Source organism: Lentzea sp. NBRC 105346 (assembly GCF_030269605.1).
GTDB lineage: Bacteria > Actinomycetota > Actinomycetes > Mycobacteriales > Pseudonocardiaceae > Lentzea.
This window is the reverse complement of sequence record NZ_BSTQ01000005.1, coordinates 314,519-339,489: the sequence shown is the minus strand read 5'-3', so window position 1 is coordinate 339,489 and position 24,971 is coordinate 314,519. Positions and strand designations below refer to the sequence as shown.

Sequence of the window (24,971 nt, the reverse complement as noted above, 5' to 3'; positions counted from 1 at the left end):
AACGGATGCACAAGGAGTCGGGGATGAGCAGGCGCGCAGCCAACGAGGACGCCGAGGTCATTGTCGTCGGTGCCGGCCCAGCGGGCTCCACGGCGGCCACCTACCTGGCGCGCGCGGGCATCGACGTCCTGCTGCTGGAGAAGAGCACCTTCCCGCGCGAGAAGGTGTGCGGCGACGGCCTCACCCCGCGCGGCGTGAAGCAGCTGATCGACCTGGGCATCGACACGCGCGAGGAAGCCGGTTGGCTGCACAACCGCGGTCTGCGCGTGGTCGGCGGCGGCGTGACCCTGGAGCTGGACTGGCCGGACCTGGCCACGTTCCCCAACTACGGCGTCGTCCGCCCCCGCCAGGACTTCGACTCCCTGCTGGCCGACACGGCCGTCAAGGCGGGCGCTCGCCTGCAGGAGCAGACGACGGTCACCAAGGCTCTTGTCGAGGGCGGCCGCGTGGTTGGCGTGGAGGCCAAGGTCGGGCCCGAGAAGGAAGTCCGTGTTTATCGGGCTCCCATCGTCGTGGGCTGCGACGGCGTGTCCGCGCGTCTGGCCCTGTCCGTGGGTCTGCAGAAGGACGACGCCAAGCCCATGGGTGTGGCGGTTCGCCGCTACTACGCGTCTCCGCGCACCAAGGACGACTACCTCGAGTCGCACCTGGAGCTTTGGTCCAACGACGGCACCCTGCTGCCTGGGTACGGCTGGATCTTCGGTATGGGCGACGGCAGTGTGAACGTGGGCCTGGGCATCCTGTCTACCTCGAAGGCCTACGGCACTACGGATTACCGCGCGTTGTTGCGTTCCTGGCTGGACAACACTCCTGAGGAGTGGGGGTTCCGGGAGGAGAACGCCACGTCCCGCATCGGTGGTGCGGCTCTGCCGATGGGGCTGAACCGCAAGCCGCATTACCGGGACGGGCTTGTGCTCGTTGGTGACGCGGGCGGGATGGTGAACCCGTTCAACGGTGAGGGCATTGGCTACGCCATGGAGTCCGCGCGCATCGCCTCTGAGTCGATCGTGCAGGCCATGGCTCGTACCGGGTACAACCGGGAGCAGGCTCTCCATGGGTATCCGCTGCGGATCGAGCAGGCTCTTGGGTCCTACTACCGGTTGGGCAACATCTTCTCGAAGCTCATCGGGAATCCGGTGATCATGCGGACTGCGACCAAGTACGGGATGCCTCGTAAGACGTTGATGAAGCTGGTGCTCAAGTTGCTGGCTGGGTTGTACGACCCCAAGGATGGGGACGCTATGGATCGCGTCATCACGGCTGCTACGAAGCTGGCGCCTAGCGCCTGACGCCTCCTGGGTTGTCGGACCCCTGTGGTTGGGTATGTGCAAGGGGTGCTTCTTGCGGGGGGACCCCTGTGGGGCTTGCGTTTGTGTTGACGCGGCGGTTCCCGTGGTGGGTTGCTAGTGCGACGCGCTGACTTTCCTTGGCTGCCGGTTTCGTGCGTGGTCGCCTTTTACTGCTCGGGGCTCCGCCCCGGACCCCGGCTCAGCTCAAAGAGGGGCCCATGCGTGGTGTCGTTTCGTAGTGGGTCGCCTTGATGGTGGTGTGCCCCTCCCGTCGCATCGCACCTGAGGCAGCCACATCCGAGACCCCAGGTCAAGCGAAAAGCGTGCTTGACCTGGGGTCTCGGATGCGGCAGGGCTTCGCCTGCGATGCGACGGGAGGGGCCCACCACCTGGTGGTTGTGCGCGCTGGCGCGCGCGGAGTGGGGGCTAGCTTCGCATCGCGTGTTGGCGGGATGTGCGACCGCAGCGAAGGCGACCACGCACCCAGAGTGGGGCGCGTCTGGTGGGCACGTACGAAACGCGATTGGGGCTTGACTTGGGGTGCGGCGTGGTAGCCCTTGTCGGGCCGGCAGATCTTGCATCTGCCGGCGGAGCCGGCCCACCACGCCGCGAGGGGCCCCAAGTCAAGGCCCAATCGCGGCGCCGAAGGCGCCCCCGGAAGACGCAGCGCCCCACGACACCGCCAGCCAACGTGGCCCCAAACGCAAGACCGTGCACGCAATAGCAAGCACCCCCCAGCAATCCACTGTGAAATGTGACGACGAAGCGCCCCTTGCCCACCTGACATAACCCCTGCTAAACCCGCCGAGAATTACTCCAATCAGGCGACAAACGGACCGAACAAGTTCCGTATGTGTCCGAACGAGAGAAGCCGCAGGTCAGACCCTGTGACGTACGCCATTTCGGCGAGTTCTACACTGGCCACCGGCCTTGTGAATCACTTCACAACAAGCTGAACTTGCTTGTGAACTGTTTCACAAGCGTTTGTTAGGTCCGCCTAACAAACGAAGCCCGCACCGAGGCCCCTTAGGGTGCGGACGACCGCGAGGAAAGGACGACGGAGAGTGCTGGACCCTTACCTCCCCCTCGTATTGATGTTCGCCCTCGCCGGGGCCTTCGCCCTGTTCTCGGTGACGGCGGCCCCCTACATCGGCCCGAGGCGGTACAACCGGGCCAAGCTGGATGCCTACGAGTGCGGCATCGAGCCGAGTCCGCAGCCGATCGTGGGTGGCGGCCGCATGCCCGTCGCGTACTACCTGACGGCGATGCTCTTCATCCTGTTCGACATCGAAATGGTGTTCCTCTACCCGTTCGCCATCGCGGCGGACAAGCTCGGCTTCTTCGGGCTGGTGGAGATCGCCCTGTTCATCGCCACGGTCGGCTTCGCGTACGCCTACGTGTGGCGTCGCGGCGGCCTGGACTGGAACTGAGGAAGTCATGGGTCTCGAGGAGAAGCTCCCGAACGGCATCCTGCTGGCCAGCGTGGAGAAGCTGGTCAACTGGACCCGCAAGTCCTCGCTCTGGCCTGCCACGTTCGGCCTGGCCTGCTGCGCCATCGAGATGATGACGACCGGCGGACCGCGCTACGACCTGGCGCGGTTCGGTATGGAGGTGTTCCGTGCCTCGCCCCGGCAGGCGGACCTGATGATCGTCGCGGGGCGCGTCACCAACAAGATGGCGCCGGTGCTGCGGCAGATCTACGACCAGATGCCCGAGCCCCGCTGGGTGCTGGCGATGGGCGTGTGCGCGAGCAGTGGCGGCATGTTCAACAACTACGCCGTCGTGCAGGGCGTGGACCACGTGGTGCCGGTCGACATGTACCTGCCCGGTTGCCCGCCGCGGCCCGAGATGCTCATGGACGCGATCCTCAAGATCCACGCCAAGATCATGGACGAGCCGTTGAACGCGGTCCGGGCCAAGGCGCTCGCCGACTCCGGCTACCGCACCGACCTCATTCCGTCCTCCGAGCGTTTTGCGAGGAAGAAGTGACTCAGCCAGGCGACGAGCACTCCAGCGCCCAGCGCGCCGTCGAGGGGCTCGAGACGACCGACGCGGCCGAGAAGGCGCCGATCTCCGCCGGCAAGGCCCGCAAGGGCATGTTCGGTGTCAGCGGCTCCGGCGACACCTCCGGCTTCGGCGGTCTGCGGCTGCCCGCGCACGTCGCCGCGCCCAGCGAGCGGCCGTACGGCGGTTGGTTCGACGAGGTCGCGGACGAGCTGTTCTCCGCCATCACGGACAAGGGCCTGCCCGCGGACACCGTGCAGCAGGTGACGGTCGACCGCGGCGAGATCACCTTCTACATCCGGCCGGACCAGCTGCTCGAGGTCTGCCGCATCACGCGCAACGAGCCGACCCTGCGGTTCGAGCTCTGCAGCTCGGTGTCCGGTGTGGACTACGGCGCGGACGTGCCGCAGCGGCTGCACTCCGTGTACCACCTGACGTCGATGACCTTCCGCCGCCGCATCCGGCTCGAGGTCGCGGTCGACGTCGACAGCCCGCACGTGCCCAGCGTCGTCGAGGTCTACCCGACCGCCGACTGGCAGGAGCGGGAGGCGTGGGACATGTTCGGGATCATCTACGACGGCCACCCGTCGCTGACCCGCATCCTCATGCCGGACGACTGGGACGGCCACCCCCAGCGCAAGGACTACCCGCTCGGCGGGATCCCGGTCGAGTACAAGGGCGCGGAGATCCCTCCGCCGGACCAGAGGCGGTCCTACTCATGAGCGAACGACTTTCCGACGTCACCACCGGCACGGACACCAGCGAGACCGGGCGCGACACCGTCGAACCCGCGCAGTCCCGCGAGACCACCGAGGGCACCGTCTACACGGTCTCCGGCGGTGACTGGGACGACGTCCTCACCGACGCGGCCGGCGACGAGCGCATCGTCATCAACCTCGGCCCGCAGCACCCGTCGACGCACGGCGTGCTGCGCCTCGTGCTCGAGCTCGAGGGCGAGACGGTCACCCACGCCCGCAGCGTCATCGGCTACCTGCACACGGGTATCGAGAAGAACGTCGAGTACCGCAACTGGGTGCAGGGCGTCACCTTCGTGACCCGCATGGACTACCTGGCGCCGCTGCACAACGAGGCCGCCTACTGCCTCGCCGTGGAGAAGCTGCTCGGCATCACCGTGCCGAACCGCGCGCAGGTCATCCGGGTGCTGCTCATGGAGCTCAACCGGATCAGCTCGCACCTCGTGGCCCTCGCCACCGGCGGCATGGAGCTCGGCGCGCTCACCGGCATGACCTCCGGCTTCCGCGAGCGCGAGGAAGTCCTGCACCTGTTGGAGTTCCTCACCGGTCTCCGGATGAACCACGCGTTCATCCGCCCCGGCGGTGTGGCGCAGGATCTGCCGGACGGCTCGATCGAGACGATCCGCAGCTTCCTCAAGCTGATGAACAAGCGGCTGCCGGACTACGACAAGCTGCTCACCGGTCAGCCGATCTGGAAGAACCGGCTGGCGGGCATCGGTTACCTGCCCGTCGACGCGTGCCTCGCGCTCGGTGTCACCGGCCCGATCCTGCGTTCCGCGGGTCTGCCGTGGGACCTGCGCAAGGTCGAGCCGTACTGCGGCTACGAGCAGTACGACTTCGAGGTCCCGACGGCGAACACGGCGGACGGCTTCGGCCGGTACCTGCTGCGCGTCGAGGAGATCCACCAGTCACTGAAGATCATCGCCCAGGCCGTGGACAAGCTCGCCGAGCCCGGTCCGGTCATGGTCGAGGACGCCAAGATCGCGTGGCCCGCACAGCTCACGATCGGCCCGGACGGCATGGGCAACTCGCTCGAGCACGTCCGCAAGATCATGGGCCAGTCCATGGAGTCCCTGATCCACCACTTCAAGCTGGTGACCGAGGGCTTCAGCGTTCCGGCGGGCCAGGTGTACGTGCCGATCGAGTCGCCCCGCGGTGAGCTCGGCTACCACATCGTCTCCGACGGGGGCACGCGTCCGATGCGCGTCCACGTGCGGGAACCAAGCTTCGTGAATCTCCAGTCGATGCCCGCGATGTGCGAGGGCGGCATGGTCGCCGACGTCATCGCCGCGGTGGCCTCTATCGACCCGGTGATGGGTGGTTGCGACCGATGACTCAGGCACAAGAGACCGTGTTCGAGCAGGACACCGTCGACAAGGCGCGGGCGATCATGGCCCGCTACCCGCAGGCGAGGTCCGCGCTCCTGCCGATGCTGCACCTCGTGCAGTCGGTCGAGGGCTACGTCAGCCAGGCCGGGATCCGGTTCTGCGCGGGCCAGCTCGACCTGACCGAGGCCGAGGTCAGCGCGGTCGCGACGTTCTACACCATGTACAAGCGCCGCCCGTGCGGTGAGCACCTGGTGAGCGTCTGCACGAACACGCTGTGCGCGGCACTGGGTGGCGACGCGATCTACGCCAAGCTCAAGGACCACCTGAAGGTCGGCCACGAGGAGACCGCGGGCGAGCCGGGCACGCCGGGCTCGATCACGCTGGAGCACGCCGAGTGCCTCGCCGCGTGTGACCTCGGCCCGGTGCTCCAGGTCAACTACGAGTTCTACGACAACCAGACGCCGGACACGGCGCTGGAACTCGTGAAGGCCCTGCAGAACGGGGAGAAGCCCGCACCGACGCGCGGTGCGCCGCTCACCGACTTCAAGCAGGCCGAACTGCAGCTGGCGGGCTTCTTCGAGGGCCGGGACGCGGACCTGGACGGTCCGTCCGCGGCGGCGGAGACGCTGCGCGGCGCGCGGCTCGCGCAGGAAAAGGGTTGGGACGCACCGGCCATGCCGGAGAACGCCGAGTTCCCGCCGATCCCGGAAAAGAAGTAGGGACGACATGGCAAACCCGCTGACTCCCGTTCTCACCAAGCGCTGGACCGAGCCCAGGTCCTGGACCATCGAGACGTACGAGCGCACCGACGGCTACACCGCCCTGCGCAAGGCGTTGAAGGCCCACCCCGACCAGCTCATCCAGCAGTGCAAGGACTCCGGGCTGCGCGGCCGCGGCGGCGCGGGCTTCCCCACCGGCATGAAGTGGGGCTTCATCCCGCAGGGCGACGGCAAGCCGCACTACCTCGTCATCAACGCCGACGAGGGCGAGCCGGGGACCTGCAAGGACATCCCGCTGATGATGGCCGACCCGCACTCGTTGATCGAGGGCATCATCATCACGTCGTACGCGATCCGCGCGAACTTCGCCGCGATCTACGTGCGCGGTGAGGTCCTGCACTGCATCCGCCGCCTCAACGCGGCGGTCCGCGAGGCCTACGCCAAGGGCTACCTCGGCCGGAACATCCTCGACAGCGGCTTCGACCTCGACGTCGTCGTGCACGCCGGAGCCGGCGCGTATATCTGCGGCGAGGAGACCGCGCTGCTCGACTCGCTGGAGGGCCGCCGCGGCCAGCCGCGACTCAAGCCGCCGTTCCCCGCCACGGCAGGGCTTTACGCCGCGCCGACGGTCGTGAACAACGTCGAGACCATCGCGTCCGTCCCGTTCATCGTCAACGGCGGCGCGGACTGGTTCCGCGAGATGGGCCGTGAGCGCTCGCCCGGCCCGAAGATCTTCTCGCTCTCCGGTCACGTCACGCGGCCCGGCCAGTACGAGGCGCCGATGGGCACCACGCTGCGCGAGCTGCTGGACATGGCGGGCGGCATGAAGGACGGCATCCCGCTGAAGTTCTGGACGCCGGGTGGTTCGTCCACGCCGCTGTTCACCGCCGAGCACCTCGACGTCCCGCTGGACTTCGAGGGCGCCGCGGAGGCCGGCTCGATGCTGGGCACGACCGCGCTGCAGATCTTCAACGAGACCGTGTCCGTGCCGTGGGCCGTCATGAAGTGGACGGAGTTCTACAAGCACGAGTCGTGCGGCAAGTGCACGCCGTGCCGCGAGGGCACGTACTGGCTGGTACAGATCCTGCAGCGCATGGTGCGCGGCGAGGGCACGGCGGGCGACATCGACACGTTGCTCGACGTCTGCGACAACATCCTCGGCCGCTCGTTCTGCGCGCTGGGTGACGGCGCGGTCAGCCCGATCACCAGTGGCATCAAGTACTTCAAGGACGAGTTCCTCGCGCTCTGCGACCAGAACTCCAAGGCTTTGGCTGGAGCGAACGCATGACCATCGCCCCTGACAAGAGCACTGAGATCGTTGTGCCCGAGGGCCACGTGAAGCTCGTCATCGACGGCCTGGAGGTCGTCGCGCCCAAGGGCGAGCTGCTGATCCGCACGGCGGAACGACTCGGCATCGTCATCCCGCGGTTCTGCGACCACCCGCTGCTCGACCCGGCCGGCGCCTGCCGCCAGTGCCTCGTCGAGGTCGAGATGGGCGGCCGGCCGATGCCGAAGCCGCAGGCGTCCTGCACGATGACCGTCGCCGACGGCATGGTCGTGAAGACGCAGCTGACCTCGCCGGTCGCGGACAAGGCGCAGCAGGGTGTGATGGAGCTGCTGCTCATCAACCACCCGCTGGACTGCCCGATCTGCGACAAGGGCGGCGAGTGCCCGCTGCAGAACCAGGCGCTCGCGCACGGCCGCACGGACTCGCGGTTCCACGAGCACAAGCGGACGTTCCCGAAGCCGATCCCGATCTCCACGCAGGTGCTGCTCGACCGCGAGCGTTGCGTGCTCTGCCAGCGCTGCACGCGGTTCTCCGCGCAGATCGCCGGCGACCCGTTCATCGAGCTGCTGGAGCGCGGTTCGCAGCAGCAGGTCGGTGTCGCTGAGGAGAAGCCGTTCCAGTCGTACTTCTCCGGCAACACCATCCAGATCTGCCCGGTCGGTGCACTCACGTCGGCGGCTTACCGCTTCCGCGCCCGGCCGTTCGACCTGGTGTCCACCCCGAGCGTCTGCGAGCACTGCTCCTCCGGTTGTGCCGAGCGCACGGACTGGCGGCGCGGCAAGGTGCAGCGCAAGCTCGCGGGCGACGACCCCGAGGTCAACGAGGAGTGGATCTGCGACAAGGGCCGCTTCGCCTTCCGCTACGCGACCTCCGACGACCGGTTCACCCGGCCGATGGTGCGCGACGCGGCATCCGGCGAGCTGCGTGAGTCGTCGTGGACCGAGGCGCTGCAGATCGCGGCCGCGGGTCTCGCGGAGGCGCGGGACGCGTTCGGCGTCGGCGTGCTGACCGGTGGCCGGCTGACCGTCGAGGACGCCTACGCGTACTCGAAGTTCGCCCGGATCGCCTTGCGCACCAACGACATCGACTTCCGCGCCCGGCCGCACTCGCAGGAGGAGCTGGAGTTCCTCACCAGCCACGTGGTCGGCACCTCCCCGGAGAACGGCGTGACGTTCAAGGGCATCGAGGCCGCACCGGCCGCGCTGCTCGTCGCGTTCGAGCCCGAGGAGGAGGCGCCGATCGTCTTCCTGCGGCTGCGCAAGGCCGCGCGGAACAAGAAGACGAAGGTCTTCCACCTCGGCCAGTTCACCTCCCCGGCCGTCGAGAAGACGTTCGGCACGCTGCTCGCCTGCGTGCCCGGTGGTGAGCCGGCCGCGCTGAACGCGTTGCCGGAGCACGCTTCCGACGTCGTCGACGAACTGTCGAAGCCCGGCGCGGTGATCCTCGTCGGCGAGCGCGCCGCCGAGATCCCCGGCGCCTTCACCGCGGTCGCGAAGCTGGCCGAGCGGACCGGCGCCAAGGTCGCCTGGATCCCGCGCCGCGCCGGTGAACGCGGTGCGCTCGCGGTCGGCGCGACGCCGAACCTGCTGCCCGGCGGGCGGCTGGTGAGCGACGCGGCCGCGCGAACCGAGGTCGAGCGCACCTGGGGTGTCGAGGAGGGCTCGATCCCGGCGAAGCCGGGTCGCGACACCAACGGCATCCTCATGGCGCTGGCCAACGGCGAGCTCGACGGCCTGGTGGTCGGCGGCGTCGACCCGTTCGACCTGCCGGACCCGGAGCTGGCCGAGCAGGCCCTGTCGGCCGCCGCGTTCGTCGTCAGCCTCGAGCTGCGGCCGAGCGCGGTCACCGCGCACGCGAACGTCGTGCTGCCGATCGCCCCGGCGGTCGAGAAGTCCGGCAGCTACCTCAACTGGGAGGGCCGCCGCCGCGAGTTCGGCACGACGCTCGAAGGCACCGGCGCACTGCCGGACTGCCGCGTGCTCGACACCCTCGGCGTCGAGATGGACGCGGACCTGTTCACGCAGACGCCCGCGGCCGCCGCGGCGGACCTGGCCCGGCTCGGCGACAACGTCGCGGACGCGTCGGCGCCGAACGTCGCCGCCCCGCTGCTGTCCCCGCCGAAGGACGGCCAGGCCGTGCTCGCGACGTGGCGGCGGCTGATCGACAACGGCTCGATGCAGGACGGCGAGCCGCACCTGGCGGGCACCGCGCGTCCGGTGGTCGCGAAGGTCTCCGCGGCGACGGCCGAGCACCTCGGCGTCGAGCTGGGCGGGGAGATCACCGTCTCCACCGTGCGCGGTTCGGTGACGCTGCCGGTCGAGGCGGACGACCTGCCCGACGGTGTCGTGTGGGTGCCGACGAACTCGGGTGACGTGAAGGTCCGCAACCTCGCCGCCGGACACGGTTCGGTCGTCAAGGTCACCGGAGGGAAGGCATGACCACTCAGGAACTCCTCGCTGACGACCCGGTCTGGCTCATCCTGATCAAGGTCGTCGGGATCTTCGCCTTCCTCGTCGTCATGACCCTTTTCATGATCAACTGGGAGCGCAAGGTCGTTGCCCGCATGCAGCACCGGCCCGGCCCCAACCGGGTCGGCCCGAACGGCTGGCTGCAGTCGCTCGCGGACGGCCTGAAGCTGGCGTTCAAGGAGGACATCCGCCCGGTTCTCGCGGACAAGTGGGTGTTCTTCCTCGCCCCGGTGATCTCCTGCATCCCCGCGTTCCTCGCGTTCTCGGTGATCCCGCTGGGCGGCGAGGTCACGATGTTCGGCGAGCAGACCGCGTTGCAGCTGGTCGACCTGCCGGTCGGCGTGCTGGTGGTGCTGGCGTGCTCGTCGGTCGGCGTCTACGGCATCGTGCTGTCCGGCTGGGCGTCCGGCTCGCCGTACCCGCTGTTGGGCGCGCTGCGGTCCGCCGCGCAGGTGATCTCGTACGAGATCGCGATGGGTCTGTCGATCATCGCGGTCGTCATGTACTCGCACTCGCTGTCCACCGCGGAGATCGTGAAGGCGCAGGAGTCCGGCTGGTTCGCCTGGCTGCTCTTCCCGAGCTTCCTGATCTACGTGATCTCCATGGTCGGCGAGACGAACCGCGCGCCGTTCGACCTCCCGGAGGCCGAGTCCGAGCTCGTCGGTGGTTTCCACACCGAGTACAGCTCGCTGAAGTTCGCGCTGTTCTTCCTCGCCGAGTACGTGAACATGGTGACGGTCTCCGCGCTCGCCACGACGTTGTTCCTCGGCGGCTGGCGGGCCCCGTGGCCGCTGTCCGCGATCGGCGACGGCGTGCTGAACACCGGCTGGTGGCCGCTGCTCTGGTTCGTCGCGAAGACGCTGTTCTTCCTGTTCCTCTTCATCTGGCTGCGCGGCACGCTGCCCCGCCTGCGCTACGACCAGTTCATGCGCCTGGGCTGGAAGGCACTCGTGCCCGGCAGCCTGATCTGGATCGTGCTCGTCTCCACCGTCCGCGCGTGGAAGACCGAGGGCGGCTTCACCACCCAGCAGCTGCTGATCGTCTTCGGTGTCGTCGTCGGCATCCTGCTGCTCGTCTCGGTGCTGTTGCCGGACAAGAAGCAGGTCGACGAGAACGCGGTCCCGCTGGCCGGCTCCGGCTACCCGGTGCCGCCGCTGGACCTGCGCGTCCCCAAGGCCGTGCCGAAGAAGTCGGTCAAGGCGGCCAAGCTGCCCAAGGAAAAGGCCGCGGTTACCACTGGGAAGGAGGCCGGCGATGGGGATGTTTGATCCCGTCAAGGGCTTCGGCGTCACCTTCGGGACGATGTTCAAGAAGGTGGTCACCGAGGAGTACCCCGAGGTCAAGAAGGTCACCGCACCGCGGTTCCACGGGCGTCACCAGCTGAACCGGCACCCGGACGGCCTGGAGAAGTGCGTCGGCTGCGAGCTGTGCGCCTGGGCGTGTCCCGCCGACGCGATCTTCGTCGAGGGCGGCGACAACACCGAGGACGCGCGCTACTCGCCCGGTGAGCGGTACGGCAAGGACTACCAGATCAACTACCTGCGGTGCATCGGCTGTGGCCTGTGCATCGAGGCGTGCCCGACGCGTTCGCTCACGATGACGAACGAGTACGAGCTCGCCGACGACAACCGGCAGGACCTGATCTTCACGAAGGAGGACCTGCTCGCCCCGCTGCTGCCCGGCATGGAGCAGCCGCCGCACCCGATGCGGCTCGGCGAGAACGAGCAGGACTACTACGTCAACGGCCCGCGGCTGGAGAAGGAGGCCCGCCAGTGAGCGCCCTCCTGCTCGCGCTGCAGCCCGAGGTCACCGAGCGCGCCGCCGACGTCGTCACGACCGGTGAGGCGATCGCGTTCTGGATCCTCGGCCCGCTGGCGCTGGCCGGCGCGCTGGGCATGCTGTTCGCCAAGAACGCCGTGCACTCCGCGCTGTGGCTGGTGCTGACGATGCTCAGCCTCGGTGTGCTCTACATGGTCCAGCAGGCGCCGTTCCTCGGCTTCGTGCAGATCATCGTCTACACCGGCGCGATCATGATGCTGTTCCTCTTCGTGCTGATGCTGGTCGGCCGGGACAGTTCGGACTCGGTGGTCGAGGTCCTCAGAGGACAGCGGCTCGCCGCGGCGGTCCTCGGCGTCGGCTTCGCCGGCCTGGTCGTCGGGTCGCTGGCCCGCGCGCTCACCGAGGTGCAGCCGGTCGGCCTGGCCGAGCAGAACACCGCGGGCGGCGGCAACGTGGCCAACATCGGCACGTCGCTGTTCACCGACTGGCTGTTCCCGTTCGAGCTCACGTCCGCGCTGCTGATCACGGCGGCGGTCGGCGCGATGATCCTCGCGTTCTCCGACCGGCACGGGAAGAGCGGCAAGAAGACGCAGAAGCAGCTCGTCGAGGAACGCTTCCAGGGCAAGCGGGTCGGCTCGCTGCCCGGTCCGGGTGTCTTCGCGACGGCCAACTCGGTCGCGACCCCGGCGCTGCTGCCGGACGGTTCCGTGGCCCCCGAGTCGCTCAACGAGCTCATCGAGGCCACCGCCAAGGAGCAGCTCGCCGACGACGTCGCCGAGGTCGCGGGCACCGCCCACGAGGCCGACGCGCACGCGCTCAAGGGAAGCGAGTCATGACGCCCACGTACTACCTCCTGTTGTCCGCGTTGCTGTTCAGCATCGGCGCGGTCGGTGTTCTGGTGCGGCGCAACGCCATCGTCGTGTTCATGTGCGTCGAGCTCATGCTCAACGCGGTGAACCTGAGCCTGGTGACGTTCGCGCGGATCAACGGCTCCCTCAACGGGCAGGTGATGGCCTTCTTCGTGATGGTCGTCGCCGCCGCCGAGGTCGTGGTGGGCCTGGCGATCATCATGTCGATCTTCCGCACGCGTCGCTCGGCCTCGGTCGACGACTCCAACCTGCTGAAGTACTGAGAGGTCACCGGTGACGGAATCTGTTGCCGCGGCCAGCGGGATCGGCAGTCTCGCCTGGTTGTTGCTCGCGTTGCCCGCGTTCGGCGCGGCGGTGCTGCTGATCGGTGGCAAGCGCACCGACAAGTGGGGTCACCTGCTCGGCTGCGCGACGGTCATCGGCGCGTTCGTCTACGGCGCCGTGTTGTTCTTCGCCACCCTCGGGCAGTCTGGGGAGCGGACGAGCGAGCTGCTCCTGTTCAACTGGGTCGACATCAACGCGCTGAAGGTCGACTTCGCGCTGCGCCTCGACCCGTTGTCACTGACGTTCGTGCTGCTGATCACCGGCGTCGGCTCGCTGATCCACGTCTACTCGATCGGCTACATGGCGCACGAGGAAGGCCGCCGGAAGTTCTTCGGCTACCTGAACCTCTTCGTCGCGGCGATGCTGCTCCTGGTGCTGGGCAACGGCTTCGTGACCCTGTACTTCGGCTGGGAGGGCGTCGGTCTCGCGTCGTACCTGCTGATCGGCTGGTACCAGTACAAACCGGAGGCGGCGTCCGCGGCCAAGAAGGCGTTCCTCATGAACCGCGTCGGCGACCTCGGTCTCGCCATCGCGATCTTCATGATGTTCAACCGCCTCGGCACCACGGACTACGCCAAGGTCTTCAGCCGCGTCAGTGAGTTCTCGACCGGCGAGGTCCTCGCGATCACGCTGCTGCTGCTCCTGGGTGCCTGCGGTAAGTCCGGTCAGTTCCCGCTGCAGGCGTGGTTGCCGGACGCGATGGCCGGCCCGACCCCGGTGTCCGCCCTCATCCACGCGGCAACGATGGTCACCGCGGGTGTGTACCTGATCGCCCGGTCGCACCCGATCTACGACCTGAACGAGACCGGCCGCCTGGTCGTCATGATCATCGGCGGCGTCACGCTGCTGATCGGGTGCATCATCGGTTGCGCCTACGACGACTTCAAGAAGGTCCTGGCGTACTCGACGGTCAGCCAGATCGGCTACATGATCCTGGCGGTGGGCCTCGGCCCGATCGGCTACGCGCTGGGCATCATGCACCTGCTGACGCACGGCTTCTTCAAGGCCGGGCTCTTCCTCGGTGCCGGTTCGGTCATGCACGGCATGAACGACGAGGGCAACATCCGCCGGATGGGCGGCCTGGCCAAGTACCTGCCGATCACGTTCGTGACGTGGGGCCTCGGCTACCTGGCGCTGATCGGCATCCCGCCGTTCTCCGGCTACTTCTCGAAGGACGCCATCATCGCGGCGGCGTTCTCCGCGCACGGCTGGCAGGGCTGGGTCTTCGGTGGTGCGGCACTGCTCGGCGCCGGGCTGACGGCGTTCTACATGACGCGCCTGATGATCCTGGTGTTCCTCGGCAAGCCGCGCTGGAAGGACCTCAAGAGCGAGGACGGCCGCGAGTACCACCCGCACGAGTCGCCGCTGTCGATGACCGTTCCGATGATCATCCTGGCGATCGGCTCCATCGGCGCCGGCTGGTACTTCGCGACGGACAACCGCCTGGCGGAGTGGCTCTCGCCGTCGCTGGGCGAGCTGCAGGAGGCGCACGGCGTCATCTCGCACGGCATGGTCGCCATCCTGACCATCGCCTTCTCGCTCGTCGGTGTCGCCATCGCGTTCCTCCTCTTCGGACGCGGTACGCAGCCGGTCGAGGCGCCCGCCCGCGTGGCCTTCCCGGTCCGCGCGGCGCGCAACGACCTGTACGGCAACGCTCTGAACGAGGCGCTGTTCGCGCGGCCGGGCACCTGGCTCACCCGCGCGCTGGTGTTCCTCGACAACAAGGGCGTCGACGGTCTCGTGAACGGGACCGCGGCGCTGCTCGGCGGTAGCTCCGGCCGGTTGCGCAGGCTGCAGACCGGGTTCGTCCGCTCCTACGCGCTGTCCATGCTGCTGGGCACGTTCTTCGTGCTCGGTGCGCTCCTGGTGGTGAGGTACTCGTGAGCTCGGTTCTGATCGCGCTGCTGCTCGTGCCGCTCGTCGGCGCGCTGGTGGTGTCGCTGCCGTTCCTGCGCCGCGACGACGCGAAGGCGAAGCTCGTCGCGCTCGCGTTCTCCGTCGTCGAACTGGTGCTCGCGGTCCTGTTGTGGATCGCGTACGAGCCCGGCGGTGAGCGGCTCCAGCTGACCAGCGGGGTCGACTGGATCGCGGCGTTCGGCGTGCACCTGTCGTTCGGCATCGACGGCATCGCGCTCGTGATGATCGCGGTCATCGCGGTGCTGATCCCGCTGGTGATCGGCGCGGGCTGGGCGGAGAAGCTGCCGTCCGGCCGCAGCGCCGGCGGCTACCTCGGGCTGATCCTGCTGCAGGAGGCCATCACGGTCGCGGTCTTCGCCGCCACCGACGTCTTCCTGTTCTACGTGCTGTTCGAGGTCATGCTGATCCCGATGTACTTCCTGATCGGCGGCTACGGCGGCGCCCGCAGGCAGTACGCGGCGGTGAAGTTCTTCCTGTACTCGTTCCTCGGCGGCCTGATCATGCTGGCGTCCGCGATCGGGTGCTACATCCTCGCGCAGGACAAGATCGGCAAGGGCACGTTCGACTGGGCGACCCTGGTGACCGTGGTCCGCGACGCGGACTCCACCACGCAGATCTGGCTGTTCCTCGGCTTCTTCCTCGCGTTCGCGATCAAGGCGCCGCTCGTGCCGTTCCACACCTGGCTGCCCGACGCGGCCGCCGAGGCGCCGATCGGCGTCACGGTCATCGTCGTCGGCATCCTGGACAAGGTCGGCACGTTCGGCATGCTGCGCTACAACCTGCCGATGTTCCCGGAGGCCTCGAAGCAGCTGGCGCCGCTGGTGCTGGTGCTCGCGGTCGCCGGTGTCCTTTATGGATCGTTGCTTGCGACGGGCCAGCGGGACATGAAGCGGTTCCTCGCGTACGTGTCGATCGCGCACTTCGGTTTCATCGCGCTCGGCATCTTCTCGTTCACGTCGCAGGCCGGCGTGGGCTCGGTGTCGTACATGCTCAACCACAGCATCTCGACCGGAATGCTGATCCTCGTGATCGGCATGGTCATCGCGCGCGGCGGTTCCACGTCGATCGCGGACTACGGTGGCATGTCGAAGGTCGCGCCGCTGCTGGCGGGCATGTTGTTGCTGTCGGGTCTGACGACGCTGTCGCTGCCGGGCACCAACTCGTTCGTCTCCGAGTTCCTGGTGCTGCTGGGCTCGTTCCCGACGCGGCCGGTGTACACGATCATCGCCACGGTCGGCATGGTGCTCGCCGCGCTGTACGTGCTGTGGCTGTACCAGCGTGTGATGACCGGTCCGCTGCGCGGCGACGCGCTGCTGGCCACCGGTGGTCCCGGCGCGACCGCGGACCCGTCGACCGTGTCGATGGACCTGAACAAGCGCGAGATCGCCGTGCTGGCGCCGCTCGTGGCGCTCGTGCTGTTGCTGGGCTTCTATCCGCAGCCGGTGTTGGACGTCGTCACCCCGTCCGTCGGGGCGACGCTGACCGAGGTCGGCGTGACCGACCCCGTGCAGGAAGGCAAGTGACGTGACGTCGTTCCTCGCCCAGGTGGACAAGATCACTCCACCGGAGATCGCCTACGCGGCCGTCGCGCCGATCCTGATCGTGCTCGGCGCGGCCTGCGTCAGCGTGCTGCTCGAGGCGTTCCTGCCCAAGCACCAGCGGTGGACCGCGCAGCTGCTGCTGTCGCTGATCACCATCGTCGGCGCCGGCGGTTCGTTGATCTACGTGGCGGTCGGTGAGGTCGTGCCGCCGCAGGGCCAGGTCACGCTCTCCGGCACGGTCGCCGTCGACAAGCCCGCGGTCTTCCTGTGGGCCACGCTGCTTGTGCTGTCGTTCGGCGCGATCCTGCTGATCGCCGACCGCTCGGTCGAACCGGGCGGCTCGTTCGTGGCGCAGGCCGCGATCCGGCCCGGCACCGTGCAGGACCGCGCGCAGGCCGCGAAGACCGGCATGCAGACCGAGGTGTTCCCGCTCACGCTGTTCGCGCTCGGCGGCATGATGGTCTTCGTCGCGGCAAACGACCTGCTGACGATGTTCATCGCACTCGAAGTGCTGTCGCTGCCGCTGTACCTGATGTGCGGCCTGGCCCGCCGTCGCCGCCTGCTGTCGCAGGAGGCCGCGGTGAAGTACTTCCTGCTCGGCGCGTTCGCGTCGGCGTTCTTCCTGTACGGCCTGGCGCTGCTCTACGGCTACGCGGGCTCGGTGAAGCTGACCGACATCGCGAACGCCACCGGCGGCACGAACCGCTCGGACACGCTGCTCTTCGCGGGCTTCGGCCTGCTGGTGGTGGGTCTGCTGTTCAAGGCCTCGGTCGGCCCGTTCCACGCTTGGACCCCGGACGTGTACCAGGGTGCGCCGACGCCGGTCACCGCGTTCATGGCGGCCTGCACCAAGGTCGCCGCGTTCGGCGGCATCCTGCGGGTGCTGACCATCGCGTTCCAGCACACGCAGTGGGAGTGGCGCGGCGTGCTGTGGGGCGTGGCGATCGTGTCGATGGTCATCGGCGCGGTGCTGGGTCTCACGCAGACCGACGTGAAGCGCATGATCGCGTACTCGTCCGTGGCGCACGCGGGCTTCCTGCTGATCGGGTCGATCGCGCTGTCGCCGTCCGGCCTGAGCGGCACGATGTTCTACCTGCTGGCCTACGGCTTCACCACGATCGCCGCGTTCGGTGTCGTGTCGCTGGTCCGGAATTCGGACGGCGAGGCGACGCACCTGTCCCAGTGGGCGGGCCTGGCGAAGCGGTCGCCGGTCGTGGCCGGCGTGTTCACGTTCCTGCTGCTCGCACTGGCCGGTATCCCGCTGACCAGTGGGTTCATCGGCAAGTTCGTGGTGTTCACCGCGGCCATCGACGCCGGCATGACGCCGCTGGTGGTGATCGCCCTCGTGGCCTCGGCCGTGGCGGCGTTCTTCTACCTGCGGGTGATCGTGCTGATGTACTTCAGCGAGCCCGCGGCGGACGGCCCGACCGTCAGCGTGCCGGGCGCGTTCACCACGATCGCGATCACGCTCGGTGCCGCCGTCACGCTGGTGCTGGGTCTGTGGCCCACGTTCGTGCTCGATTGGGCGGGGGCTGGCGCGTTCATCTTCTAGGTGTACGTAGGCTTCAGGTGTGACCAGTAGCGAGCGCGAGGTGACGGGGTTCCCGGCGATGGATCCCGTGCTCACCGACGTGATCCAGGGCGGCCTGGCCGAGGTGGAGCAGATCCTGCACGAGGTCGTGCGGAGCGAGTTCCACCCGGTCATGGAGACCTCGTTGCACTTGGTGGAGGCGGGCGGGAAGCGAATCCGCCCGCTCTTCACCCTGCTGGCGGCGCAGTTCGGGTCGTCCTGGGACCACGAGAAGGTCATCACGGCTGCTGCTGTGGTGGAGCTCACGCACCTCGCCACCCTCTACCACGACGACGTCATGGATGAGGCGACCATGCGGCGTGGGGCTGAGTCCGCCAACGCCAAGTGGGACAACAGCATTGCCATCCTCACCGGGGATTATCTCTTCGCGCATGCCTCTCGGCTGACTGCCGATCTCGGTACTGACGCTGCGCGGATCATTGCTGAGACGTTCTCCGTGCTTGTTACCGGGCAGATGCGCGAGACCGTGGGACCGCGCGATGGTGAAGACCCGATCGAGCACTACCTCAAGGTCATTGAGGAGAAGACCGGCGTCCTGATCTCCACTGCCGCCCGGTTCGGCGGCATGTTCTCGGATGTGAGCGAAGAGGAGACCGACGCGTTGCGTCGGTATGCCGAGATCATCGGGGCGGCCTTCCAGATCTCCGACGACGTCATCGACATCGCCTCGCCTTCGTTGGAGTCCGGGAAGACGCCCGGTACCGATTTGCGGGAGGGCGTCAAGACGCTGCCGATGCTCTACGCGTTGGCTGACCCCTCCGAGACTCGGTTGGCTGAGCTGCTGGCGGGTCCGATCCACGACGACGCGTTGGTTGATGAGGCCCTGGACCTGCTGCGCGCTTCGTCCGGGATGGACAAGGCGCGTGAGGTGCTCGACTCCTACGCCGACCGTGCCCGCGCCGAGCTGGGCAAACTCCCGGCCTGCCCGGCCCGCGACGCCCTGGAGGAGCTCGCGACCTACGTGGTCGTCCGCTCGCGCTGATTATTCGACCGGTGCCAGCAGCCGTCGCCGGCTGTTGCGCACGGCGTCGAGTGTGAACACCAGCAGGGCCAGCCACACCAGGCCGAAGCCGATCCACCTGCTTGCCGGCATCGGCTCGTGCATCACGAACACGCCCCACGCGAACTGCAGGATCGGCGCCAGGTACTGCAGCATCCCCATGGTCGCCAGCGGCACCCGCCTGGCGCCCGCGCCGAACAGCAGCAGCGGTACCGCTGTGACCACGCCGGTCGATGCCAGCAACAGGGCGTGCCCCACCCCGTGGCCGGTGAAGGTGTTGGCACTCAACGTGAACAGGTAGGCGATCGCGATCGGGCCGAGGATCATGCTCTCCGCCGTCAGGCTCGTCGCGGAGTCCAGTGGCACCGTCTTCTTGATCAAGCCGTAGAGGCCGAACGAACACGCCACCACCAGCGAGATCCACGGCAGCCTGCCGTAGTCCACGGTCAGCACGACCACGGCCAGCACCGCGATGCCGATTGCGACCGTTTGCGTCTTCCTGAGCCGCTCGCGCAGCACCACGACGCCCAGGACGACGCTGACCAGCGGATTGATGAAGTAGCCGAGCGCGGCCTCCACGACATGCTGCGAGTTGACCGCGTAGATGTAGGTGCCCCAGTTCGCCGCTACCAGCACGCTCGCGGCGGTGACCATCAACCAGCCTTTGCGGGATAACGTCCGCAGCGGCCGCCAGCCTCGTAAGGCCGTGGTGACGATGGCCATGAGGACCAGGGACCACGCGATGCGGTGCGCCAGGATCTCGGCGGCTCCGGCGGGCACCAGGAGTGGCCAGTAGGCGGGCACCAAGCCCCAGAGGATGTAGGCGCCTGCTCCGTAGGCGACACCTCGCCGGGTGTGAATATCTGCCGAGGTCGCCGTCGAGTTGGTCAGAGGGGGCACATATGGCGACTCTACGCCGCCGTTTGGCCTGGGAGTTTGCACCGGAAGGCGTGGTGACGCAGCATCGGAACCGGCACTGTAGTTTTGGGCGCGCTCACACTTCTGGGTGAGCGAGTCGGGGTGGGGTTATAGAAGGGGCTTACCCGTGTCGATCTTCGGGCAGGTCTGGCTGTGGAGTCTGCTTGCGTTCGTGACCGGTGTGCTGCTGACCTGGGTGATTCTGGTCCGGCCGGTCCGCAAGCAGGTCGCTCACCTCGAAGATCAACTTCTTCAGGCTCGGTCGGCGCCCGCGCCGGTCGTGGCGGCTCCCGCTGACGACTTCATTGTCGATGATTGGGAACCGGCTCCGTCGTTGGCGGACGAGGTGCTGGTCTCGTCGCCGCGCGTTGAGGAGCTCGAGGAGGATCGGCCCCGTTCGCTGCACGAGCGCCTCACCCCCGTTGAGGAACAGCCCCGCGTCGTGCCCGCGTTCGTGCCCACCGCCGAGGTCGCGCCCGTCGACCACGAGCCGATGGCTCCCGCCGAGGTCGACCAGCCCGCCGACGACTTCATCTACCAGCCCCGCGAGGTGTGGGCCGAGCAGGAGCAGGAACAGGAGACGTTCCTCGACGAGGCCGCCGAGCAGGAGGACGAGCCCTCCGCCGAGGACCACTGGCCCGAGAACGACCTCACCGGCGAGTACGCCGGCCTGCAGGACCAGATCGCGAACCGGCTGTCCGGTGGCGACGAGCGCACCACCTACATGCGGCCCGCCGAGCCTCAACTGGACGCCGACGAGCAGTCGCGGCTCGACGAGTTTCACGCGCAGGTCTCGCGGGCCGAGGTCGAGCCCGACCTCTCCGAGTCCGAGCAGACCCTGATCCAGGCCGCTGTCGCGCCTGTCGAGCAGACCGTGATCCAAGAGCCGGTCGTGCCAGAGGAGTCTCCGGCCGAGCAGACGCTCGTCCAGGCTCCCGTGGTCGAACCGCAGGGCTGGCGGCCCGGTGCGGCGTACCGGCCGGTTGAGGAGACCGAACAGGAGCCGGTTGCCGCGGAGGAATCCGCTGAGCCCGACCCGCAGGACGTCTTCACCGAGCCGCGGATCGTGTTCGCCGAGCCTGAGCCGCGGGGCCTCGTCGAGCCTGAGCCTGAGCCTGAGCCTGAGCCGCAGACGTTCGCCGAGCCCGAGCCGCAGGCCTTTGCCGAGCCCGAGCCGCAGGCCTTTGCCGAGCCCGAGCCGCAGCAGGTGTTCCCCGAGCCGGAGCCTGAACCCGAGCCGCAGGCCGGGTTCGCCCAGCCGCAGGTGGTGGTGTTCCCCGAGCCGGAACCCCGGCCCGAGCCGGAACCCGTCGCCGCCGAGCAGCCCGCGTTCGACCCGTTCGCCAAGTCGACCTACGAGCCCTTCTCGGACACCGACGAACCGGTCACCAAGACGGCCTTCGACCCGTTCGCCGCGGTCACCCCGGTCGACGCTGACGCCGACGCCGTGAAGCTCTCCAACGGAACCAAGCCCGCCCCGCTGCCGAAGCGCACGCCGGCCGAGCCCGTTCCGCAGCAAGCCGAGCCGCAGCAGCCGGTCGTGGAACGCCCGCGCTCGCTGTTCGAGCCCATCCTCGAAGCCGACGACGGGCCGCCCCTCACCGAGACCAAGCGCCCGGAGCCCCCGGCGTCGCAGGACCAGCCGTTCGTCCCGACGTTCGTGCCCGGCCCGCCGCTGAGCGAGCAGGCCGCCGAGCCCGCGCCCCCGGAGACGGACCTGCCGCGCCGCGAGACCTCGGCCGGTCTGCCGATCCGCGAGGCGCGCCGCTCCACGCCGCCCCGGCCGTTCCAGACGCCCGCGCCGGCACCCCAGCCGGCTCCCACGCCGGCGCCCGTCCGGCCGACACGTCCGCGTCCCGTGGGATTCAGTCCGTCCACCGGTGGCAACGGCACGCCGACCACCCGGTACCAGCAGCCCGAGGGGTTCAACCCGCGGTCCCCGTTCGGGCCCGGCTCGGTGCTGCCCCGGTCCGACGGTCACGCCCCGGCCGAGGACTTCGCCGTCAAGGCGACCCTGACCGGGCGCCGGTACTACACGAACGAGTCCGCGAACTTCACCGAGACCCGCGCCGACGTCTGGTTCCGCACGGTCGCGGACGCCCAGAAGGCGGGCTTCCGCCCCGCCCCCTGACCAAAACCGTTATGGCCACCTTGACGGACCTCAGGTCCGTCAAGGTGGCCATAACGGCACTACTGGCTACTCGCCGGCGACGGTCCAGGTGTCCTTGCCGCGCAGGAGGGCACCGAGGTCGGCCGGCTTGGCCGCCACGGCCTCGGCGACCTGCGCGCGGGCGGAGTCGTCGTAGGTGGCGCGCTGCGTGTTGCGGAACACGCCGGTGACCGTGTGCTCCAGGTCCTGCGTCGACAGCCGCGACAGCGCGAACGCCAGGTTGAGGTCCGAGGCGTCGTGCACGACGACGTCCTCCTCGACCACGTCGGCGGTCTTTGCCACGGTCAGGCCGAAGCCGTCGCGCACGACGGCGTACTCGCCCTCGCGCCCGAACTTGATCGGTTGGCCGTCGACGACGTTGATGATCCGGCGCGAGGCCTCGTCGGCGTCCTTGAGGACGTCGAACGCGCCGTCGTTGAAGATCGGGCAGTTCTGGTAGATCTCGACCAGCGCCGAACCGCGGTGCTCGGCCGCCTGCCGCAGCACCTCGGTGAGCCCGGCGCGGTCGGAGTCGACCGCACGTCCGACGAACGAGGCCTCCGCGCCCAGCGCCAGCGACACCGGGTTGAACGGGTGGTCCAGCGAGCCGGCGGGCGTGGACTTGGTGACCTTGCCCTCCTCGGAGGTGGGCGAGTACTGGCCCTTGGTGAGGCCGTAGATCCGGTTGTTGAACAGCAGGATCTTGAGGTTCACGTTGCGCCGCAACGTGTGGATCAGGTGGTTGCCGCCGATGGACAGCGCGTCGCCGTCACCGGTCACCACCCACACCGAGAGGTCCGGTCGCGCCACGGCCAGGCCGGTCGCGATGGCCGGGGCACGGCCGTGGATGGAGTGCATCCCGTAGGTGTTCATGTAGTACGGGAACCGGGACGAGCACCCGATGCCCGACACGAACACGATGTTCTCGCGCTTGAGGCCGAGTGACGGCAGGAACGACTGCACGGCGTTGAGCACCACGTAGTCACCGCAGCCGGGGCACCAGCGCACTTCCTGGTCGGACTTGTAGTCCTTGGCGGTCTGCTTCTCGTCGGTGGTCGGGACACCACTCAGCCCCGGCAGACCGAGATCGATGGCCGTCATGCCGGCACCCCCTTGATGACGTCAGCCAGCACGTTCTGGAGCTCCTCCGCCTTGAACGGCAGGCCCTGCACCTTGGTGTAGGAAACCGCGTCCACCAAGTACTTGGCCCTCAACAACAACGCCAGCTGTCCCAGATTCATTTCCGGGACGATCACGCGCTCGTACCGCGAGAGCACGTCGCCGAGGTTCTTCGGGAACGGGTTCAGGTGTCGCAGGTGCGCGTGCGCCACCTGCATACCCAGCTTGCGTACCCGCCTCGCCGCGGCGCCAATCGGGCCGAAGGACGAACCCCAGCCGACGACCAGTACACGGGCCTCACCCGAAGGGTCGTCCACGACCACGTCGGGCACCTCGATGCCGTCGATCTTCTGCTGGCGCAGGCGAACCATGAAGTCGTGGTTGGCCGGGTCGTAGGAGATGTTGCCCGACCCGTGCTGCTTCTCCAGGCCACCGATGCGGTGCTGCAGGCCCGGCGTGCCCGGCACGGCCCACGGGCGGGCCAGCGTCTCGGGGTCGCGGGAGTACGGCTCGAAGCCCTCGGGATCGGTGGCGAACTCGACCGACAGGTCCGGCAACGTGGAGACGTCCGGGATCAGCCACGGCTCCGAGCCGTTCGCGATCGCGCCGTCGGACAGCAGCAGCACCGGCGTGCGGTAGGTCAGCGCGATGCGGGCCGCGTCGAGGGCGGCGTCGAAGCAGTCGGCGGGGGACTGCGGCGCCACGATCGGCACCGGCGACTCGCCGTTGCGGCCGAACATCGCCTGCAGCAGGTCCGCCTGCTCGGTCTTCGTCGGCAGGCCGGTGGAGGGGCCGCCGCGCTGCACGTCGATCACGATCAGGGGCAGCTCGGTCATCACCGCGAGGCCGATGGTCTCGGACTTCAGCGCCACACCGGGGCCGGACGTCGACGTGACGCCGAGCGAGCCGCCGTAGGACGCGCCGAGCGCGATGCCGATGCCGGCGATCTCGTCCTCGGCCTGCACCGTGGTGATGCCGAAGTTCTTGTGGCGCGACAGTTCGTGGAGGATGTCGGACGCCGGGGTGATCGGGTACGTGCCCAGCACGACCGGCAGCCCGGACTGCTGGCCCGCGGCCACGATCCCGTAGGCGAGCGCGGTGTTGCCGGTGATCTGCCGGTAGGTACCGGTGTCGAGCTTCGCGGGTGCGACCTCGAAGGTGACCGCGAACGACTCGGTGGTCTCGCCGTAGTTCCAGCCGGCGCGGAACGCCAGGACGTTGGCCTCGGCGATGTCCGGCTTCTTGGCGAACTTCTCGCGCAGGAACCGTTCCGTGCCCTCGGTCGGCCGGTGGTACATCCACGACAGCAGGCCGAGCGCGAACATGTTCTTCGCGCGCTCCGCGTCCTTCTTGCCCAGGCCGGTGCTCTCGACGGCGCCGATGGTCAGCGTGGCCATCGCGACCTTGTGCACCTGGAAGGGCTCCAGCGACGCGTCCTCGAGGGGGTTCGCGTCGTAACCGACCTTCGTGAGGTTCCGCTTGGTGAACTCGTCGGTGTTGACGATCAGGATGCCGCCCTTGGGCAGGTCACCGATGTTCGCCTTGAGCGCCGCCGGGTTCATCGCCACGAGCACGTCGGGGCGGTCGCCGGGGGTCAGGATGTCGTAGTCCGCGAAGTGCAGCTGGAACGACGAGACACCGGGCAGAGTCCCTTGTGGCGCGCGGATCTCGGCCGGGAAGTTGGGCTGGGTCGCGAGGTCGTTGCCGAACGCCGCGGCCTCGGAGGTGAACCGGTCCCCGGTGAGCTGCATGCCGTCACCGGAGTCGCCGGCGAAGCGGATCACCACGCGATCCAGCTTCCGGGTCTCAGTGCTCATTCCTTGGCCAATCCCTCTCTTCACGGGTGGCATCTACACACTCGCGAGGGTAGTCGTCCGGGTTGTGTGCGGGTCCGCACTTGTATCAGTAGGCGG

20 protein-coding genes are annotated in these 24,971 nt (G+C 68.4%); 17 read left to right on the top strand and 3 right to left on the bottom strand.

Annotation, left to right across the window (positions count from 1 at the left end):
- The first annotated feature begins 23 nt into the window (after positions 1–23).
- The 16 genes from QSK35_RS13765 to QSK35_RS13690 all read left to right on the top strand — a co-directional run bounded on the left by QSK35_RS13765 (position 24) and on the right by QSK35_RS13690 (position 18,854).
- The gene (locus tag QSK35_RS13765) at positions 24–1,289 is read left to right on the top strand and encodes a geranylgeranyl reductase family protein (protein ID WP_285745892.1); all 1,266 of its coding nucleotides are present in this window, start codon (positions 24–26) and stop codon (positions 1,287–1,289) included.
- Between the two features lie 1,064 nt (positions 1,290–2,353).
- The gene (locus QSK35_RS13760; RefSeq protein ID WP_285745890.1) at positions 2,354–2,719 is read left to right on the top strand and encodes an NADH-quinone oxidoreductase subunit A; all 366 of its coding nucleotides are present in this window, start codon (positions 2,354–2,356) and stop codon (positions 2,717–2,719) included.
- A gap of 7 nt (positions 2,720–2,726) precedes the next feature.
- Positions 2,727–3,278, top strand: a complete 552-nt coding sequence (locus QSK35_RS13755; protein WP_053733219.1) for a NuoB/complex I 20 kDa subunit family protein — start codon at positions 2,727–2,729, stop codon at positions 3,276–3,278.
- Complete coding sequence (locus tag QSK35_RS13750; protein ID WP_285745887.1) at positions 3,275–4,015, top strand: NADH-quinone oxidoreductase subunit C; 741 nt, start codon at positions 3,275–3,277, stop codon at positions 4,013–4,015. The genes QSK35_RS13755 and QSK35_RS13750 overlap by 4 nt, the downstream gene beginning before the upstream one ends.
- Positions 4,012–5,382 (top strand): NADH-quinone oxidoreductase subunit D, encoded by a 1,371-nt coding sequence (locus QSK35_RS13745; protein WP_285745885.1) that lies wholly within the window; start codon positions 4,012–4,014, stop codon positions 5,380–5,382. The genes QSK35_RS13750 and QSK35_RS13745 overlap by 4 nt, the downstream gene beginning before the upstream one ends.
- Positions 5,379–6,095 (top strand): NADH-quinone oxidoreductase subunit NuoE, encoded by a 717-nt coding sequence (nuoE, locus tag QSK35_RS13740; RefSeq protein ID WP_285745884.1) that lies wholly within the window; start codon positions 5,379–5,381, stop codon positions 6,093–6,095. Before QSK35_RS13745 ends, nuoE begins: the two co-directional genes overlap by 4 nt.
- A gap of 7 nt (positions 6,096–6,102) precedes the next feature.
- Complete coding sequence (nuoF, locus tag QSK35_RS13735) at positions 6,103–7,383, top strand: NADH-quinone oxidoreductase subunit NuoF (RefSeq protein ID WP_285745882.1); 1,281 nt, start codon at positions 6,103–6,105, stop codon at positions 7,381–7,383.
- A complete protein-coding gene (locus QSK35_RS13730) occupies positions 7,380–9,821 on the top strand; it encodes an NADH-quinone oxidoreductase subunit G (RefSeq protein ID WP_285745880.1) in 2,442 nt (813 codons plus the stop codon). The genes nuoF and QSK35_RS13730 overlap by 4 nt, the downstream gene beginning before the upstream one ends.
- Positions 9,818–11,119, top strand: a complete 1,302-nt coding sequence (nuoH, locus tag QSK35_RS13725; protein WP_285745878.1) for an NADH-quinone oxidoreductase subunit NuoH — start codon at positions 9,818–9,820, stop codon at positions 11,117–11,119. The genes QSK35_RS13730 and nuoH overlap by 4 nt, the downstream gene beginning before the upstream one ends.
- Positions 11,106–11,627, top strand: coding sequence for an NADH-quinone oxidoreductase subunit NuoI (gene nuoI / locus QSK35_RS13720; RefSeq protein ID WP_285745877.1), 522 nt, complete (start codon positions 11,106–11,108; stop codon positions 11,625–11,627). Before nuoH ends, nuoI begins: the two co-directional genes overlap by 14 nt.
- Entirely contained in the window at positions 11,624–12,466 is an 843-nt protein-coding gene (locus QSK35_RS13715) for an NADH-quinone oxidoreductase subunit J (protein WP_285745875.1), read from the top strand. Before nuoI ends, QSK35_RS13715 begins: the two co-directional genes overlap by 4 nt.
- The gene (nuoK, locus tag QSK35_RS13710; protein ID WP_146357436.1) at positions 12,463–12,762 is read left to right on the top strand and encodes an NADH-quinone oxidoreductase subunit NuoK; all 300 of its coding nucleotides are present in this window, start codon (positions 12,463–12,465) and stop codon (positions 12,760–12,762) included. The genes QSK35_RS13715 and nuoK overlap by 4 nt, the downstream gene beginning before the upstream one ends.
- 10 nt (positions 12,763–12,772) lie before the next feature.
- Entirely contained in the window at positions 12,773–14,707 is a 1,935-nt protein-coding gene (gene nuoL / locus QSK35_RS13705) for an NADH-quinone oxidoreductase subunit L (protein WP_502881650.1), read from the top strand.
- Positions 14,704–16,263: an NADH-quinone oxidoreductase subunit M gene (locus tag QSK35_RS13700; protein WP_285745872.1), complete on the top strand. Its 1,560-nt coding sequence runs from the start codon at positions 14,704–14,706 to the stop codon at positions 16,261–16,263. Before nuoL ends, QSK35_RS13700 begins: the two co-directional genes overlap by 4 nt.
- 1 nt (position 16,264) lies before the next feature.
- Positions 16,265–17,833, top strand: a complete 1,569-nt coding sequence (gene nuoN / locus QSK35_RS13695; RefSeq protein WP_285745871.1) for an NADH-quinone oxidoreductase subunit NuoN — start codon at positions 16,265–16,267, stop codon at positions 17,831–17,833.
- Positions 17,834–17,891: 58 nt separating this feature from the next.
- The gene (locus tag QSK35_RS13690; RefSeq protein WP_285746125.1) at positions 17,892–18,854 is read left to right on the top strand and encodes a polyprenyl synthetase family protein; all 963 of its coding nucleotides are present in this window, start codon (positions 17,892–17,894) and stop codon (positions 18,852–18,854) included.
- Here the strand turns inward: QSK35_RS13690 and rarD are convergent, their stop codons facing one another.
- Positions 18,855–19,772 carry an EamA family transporter RarD gene (rarD, locus tag QSK35_RS13685; RefSeq protein WP_285745870.1) on the bottom strand — a complete coding sequence of 306 codons (918 nt, stop codon included), beginning with the start codon at positions 19,770–19,772 and terminating at the stop codon, positions 18,855–18,857.
- 145 nt (positions 19,773–19,917) lie between these two features.
- On the opposite strand from rarD, the gene QSK35_RS13680 reads away from it, so the two are divergent.
- Positions 19,918–21,921, top strand: coding sequence for a sunset domain-containing protein (locus tag QSK35_RS13680; protein WP_285745869.1), 2,004 nt, complete (start codon positions 19,918–19,920; stop codon positions 21,919–21,921).
- Positions 21,922–21,987: 66 nt separating this feature from the next.
- Here the strand turns inward: QSK35_RS13680 and QSK35_RS13675 are convergent, their stop codons facing one another.
- Together QSK35_RS13675 and QSK35_RS13670 are read right to left on the bottom strand one after the other, a co-directional pair.
- Positions 21,988–23,040 (bottom strand): 2-oxoacid:ferredoxin oxidoreductase subunit beta, encoded by a 1,053-nt coding sequence (locus QSK35_RS13675; protein ID WP_285745868.1) that lies wholly within the window; start codon positions 23,038–23,040, stop codon positions 21,988–21,990.
- Positions 23,037–24,875 (bottom strand): 2-oxoacid:acceptor oxidoreductase subunit alpha, encoded by a 1,839-nt coding sequence (locus QSK35_RS13670; RefSeq protein WP_285745866.1) that lies wholly within the window; start codon positions 24,873–24,875, stop codon positions 23,037–23,039. The genes QSK35_RS13675 and QSK35_RS13670 overlap by 4 nt, the downstream gene beginning before the upstream one ends.
- Positions 24,876–24,971 lie beyond the last annotated feature (96 nt).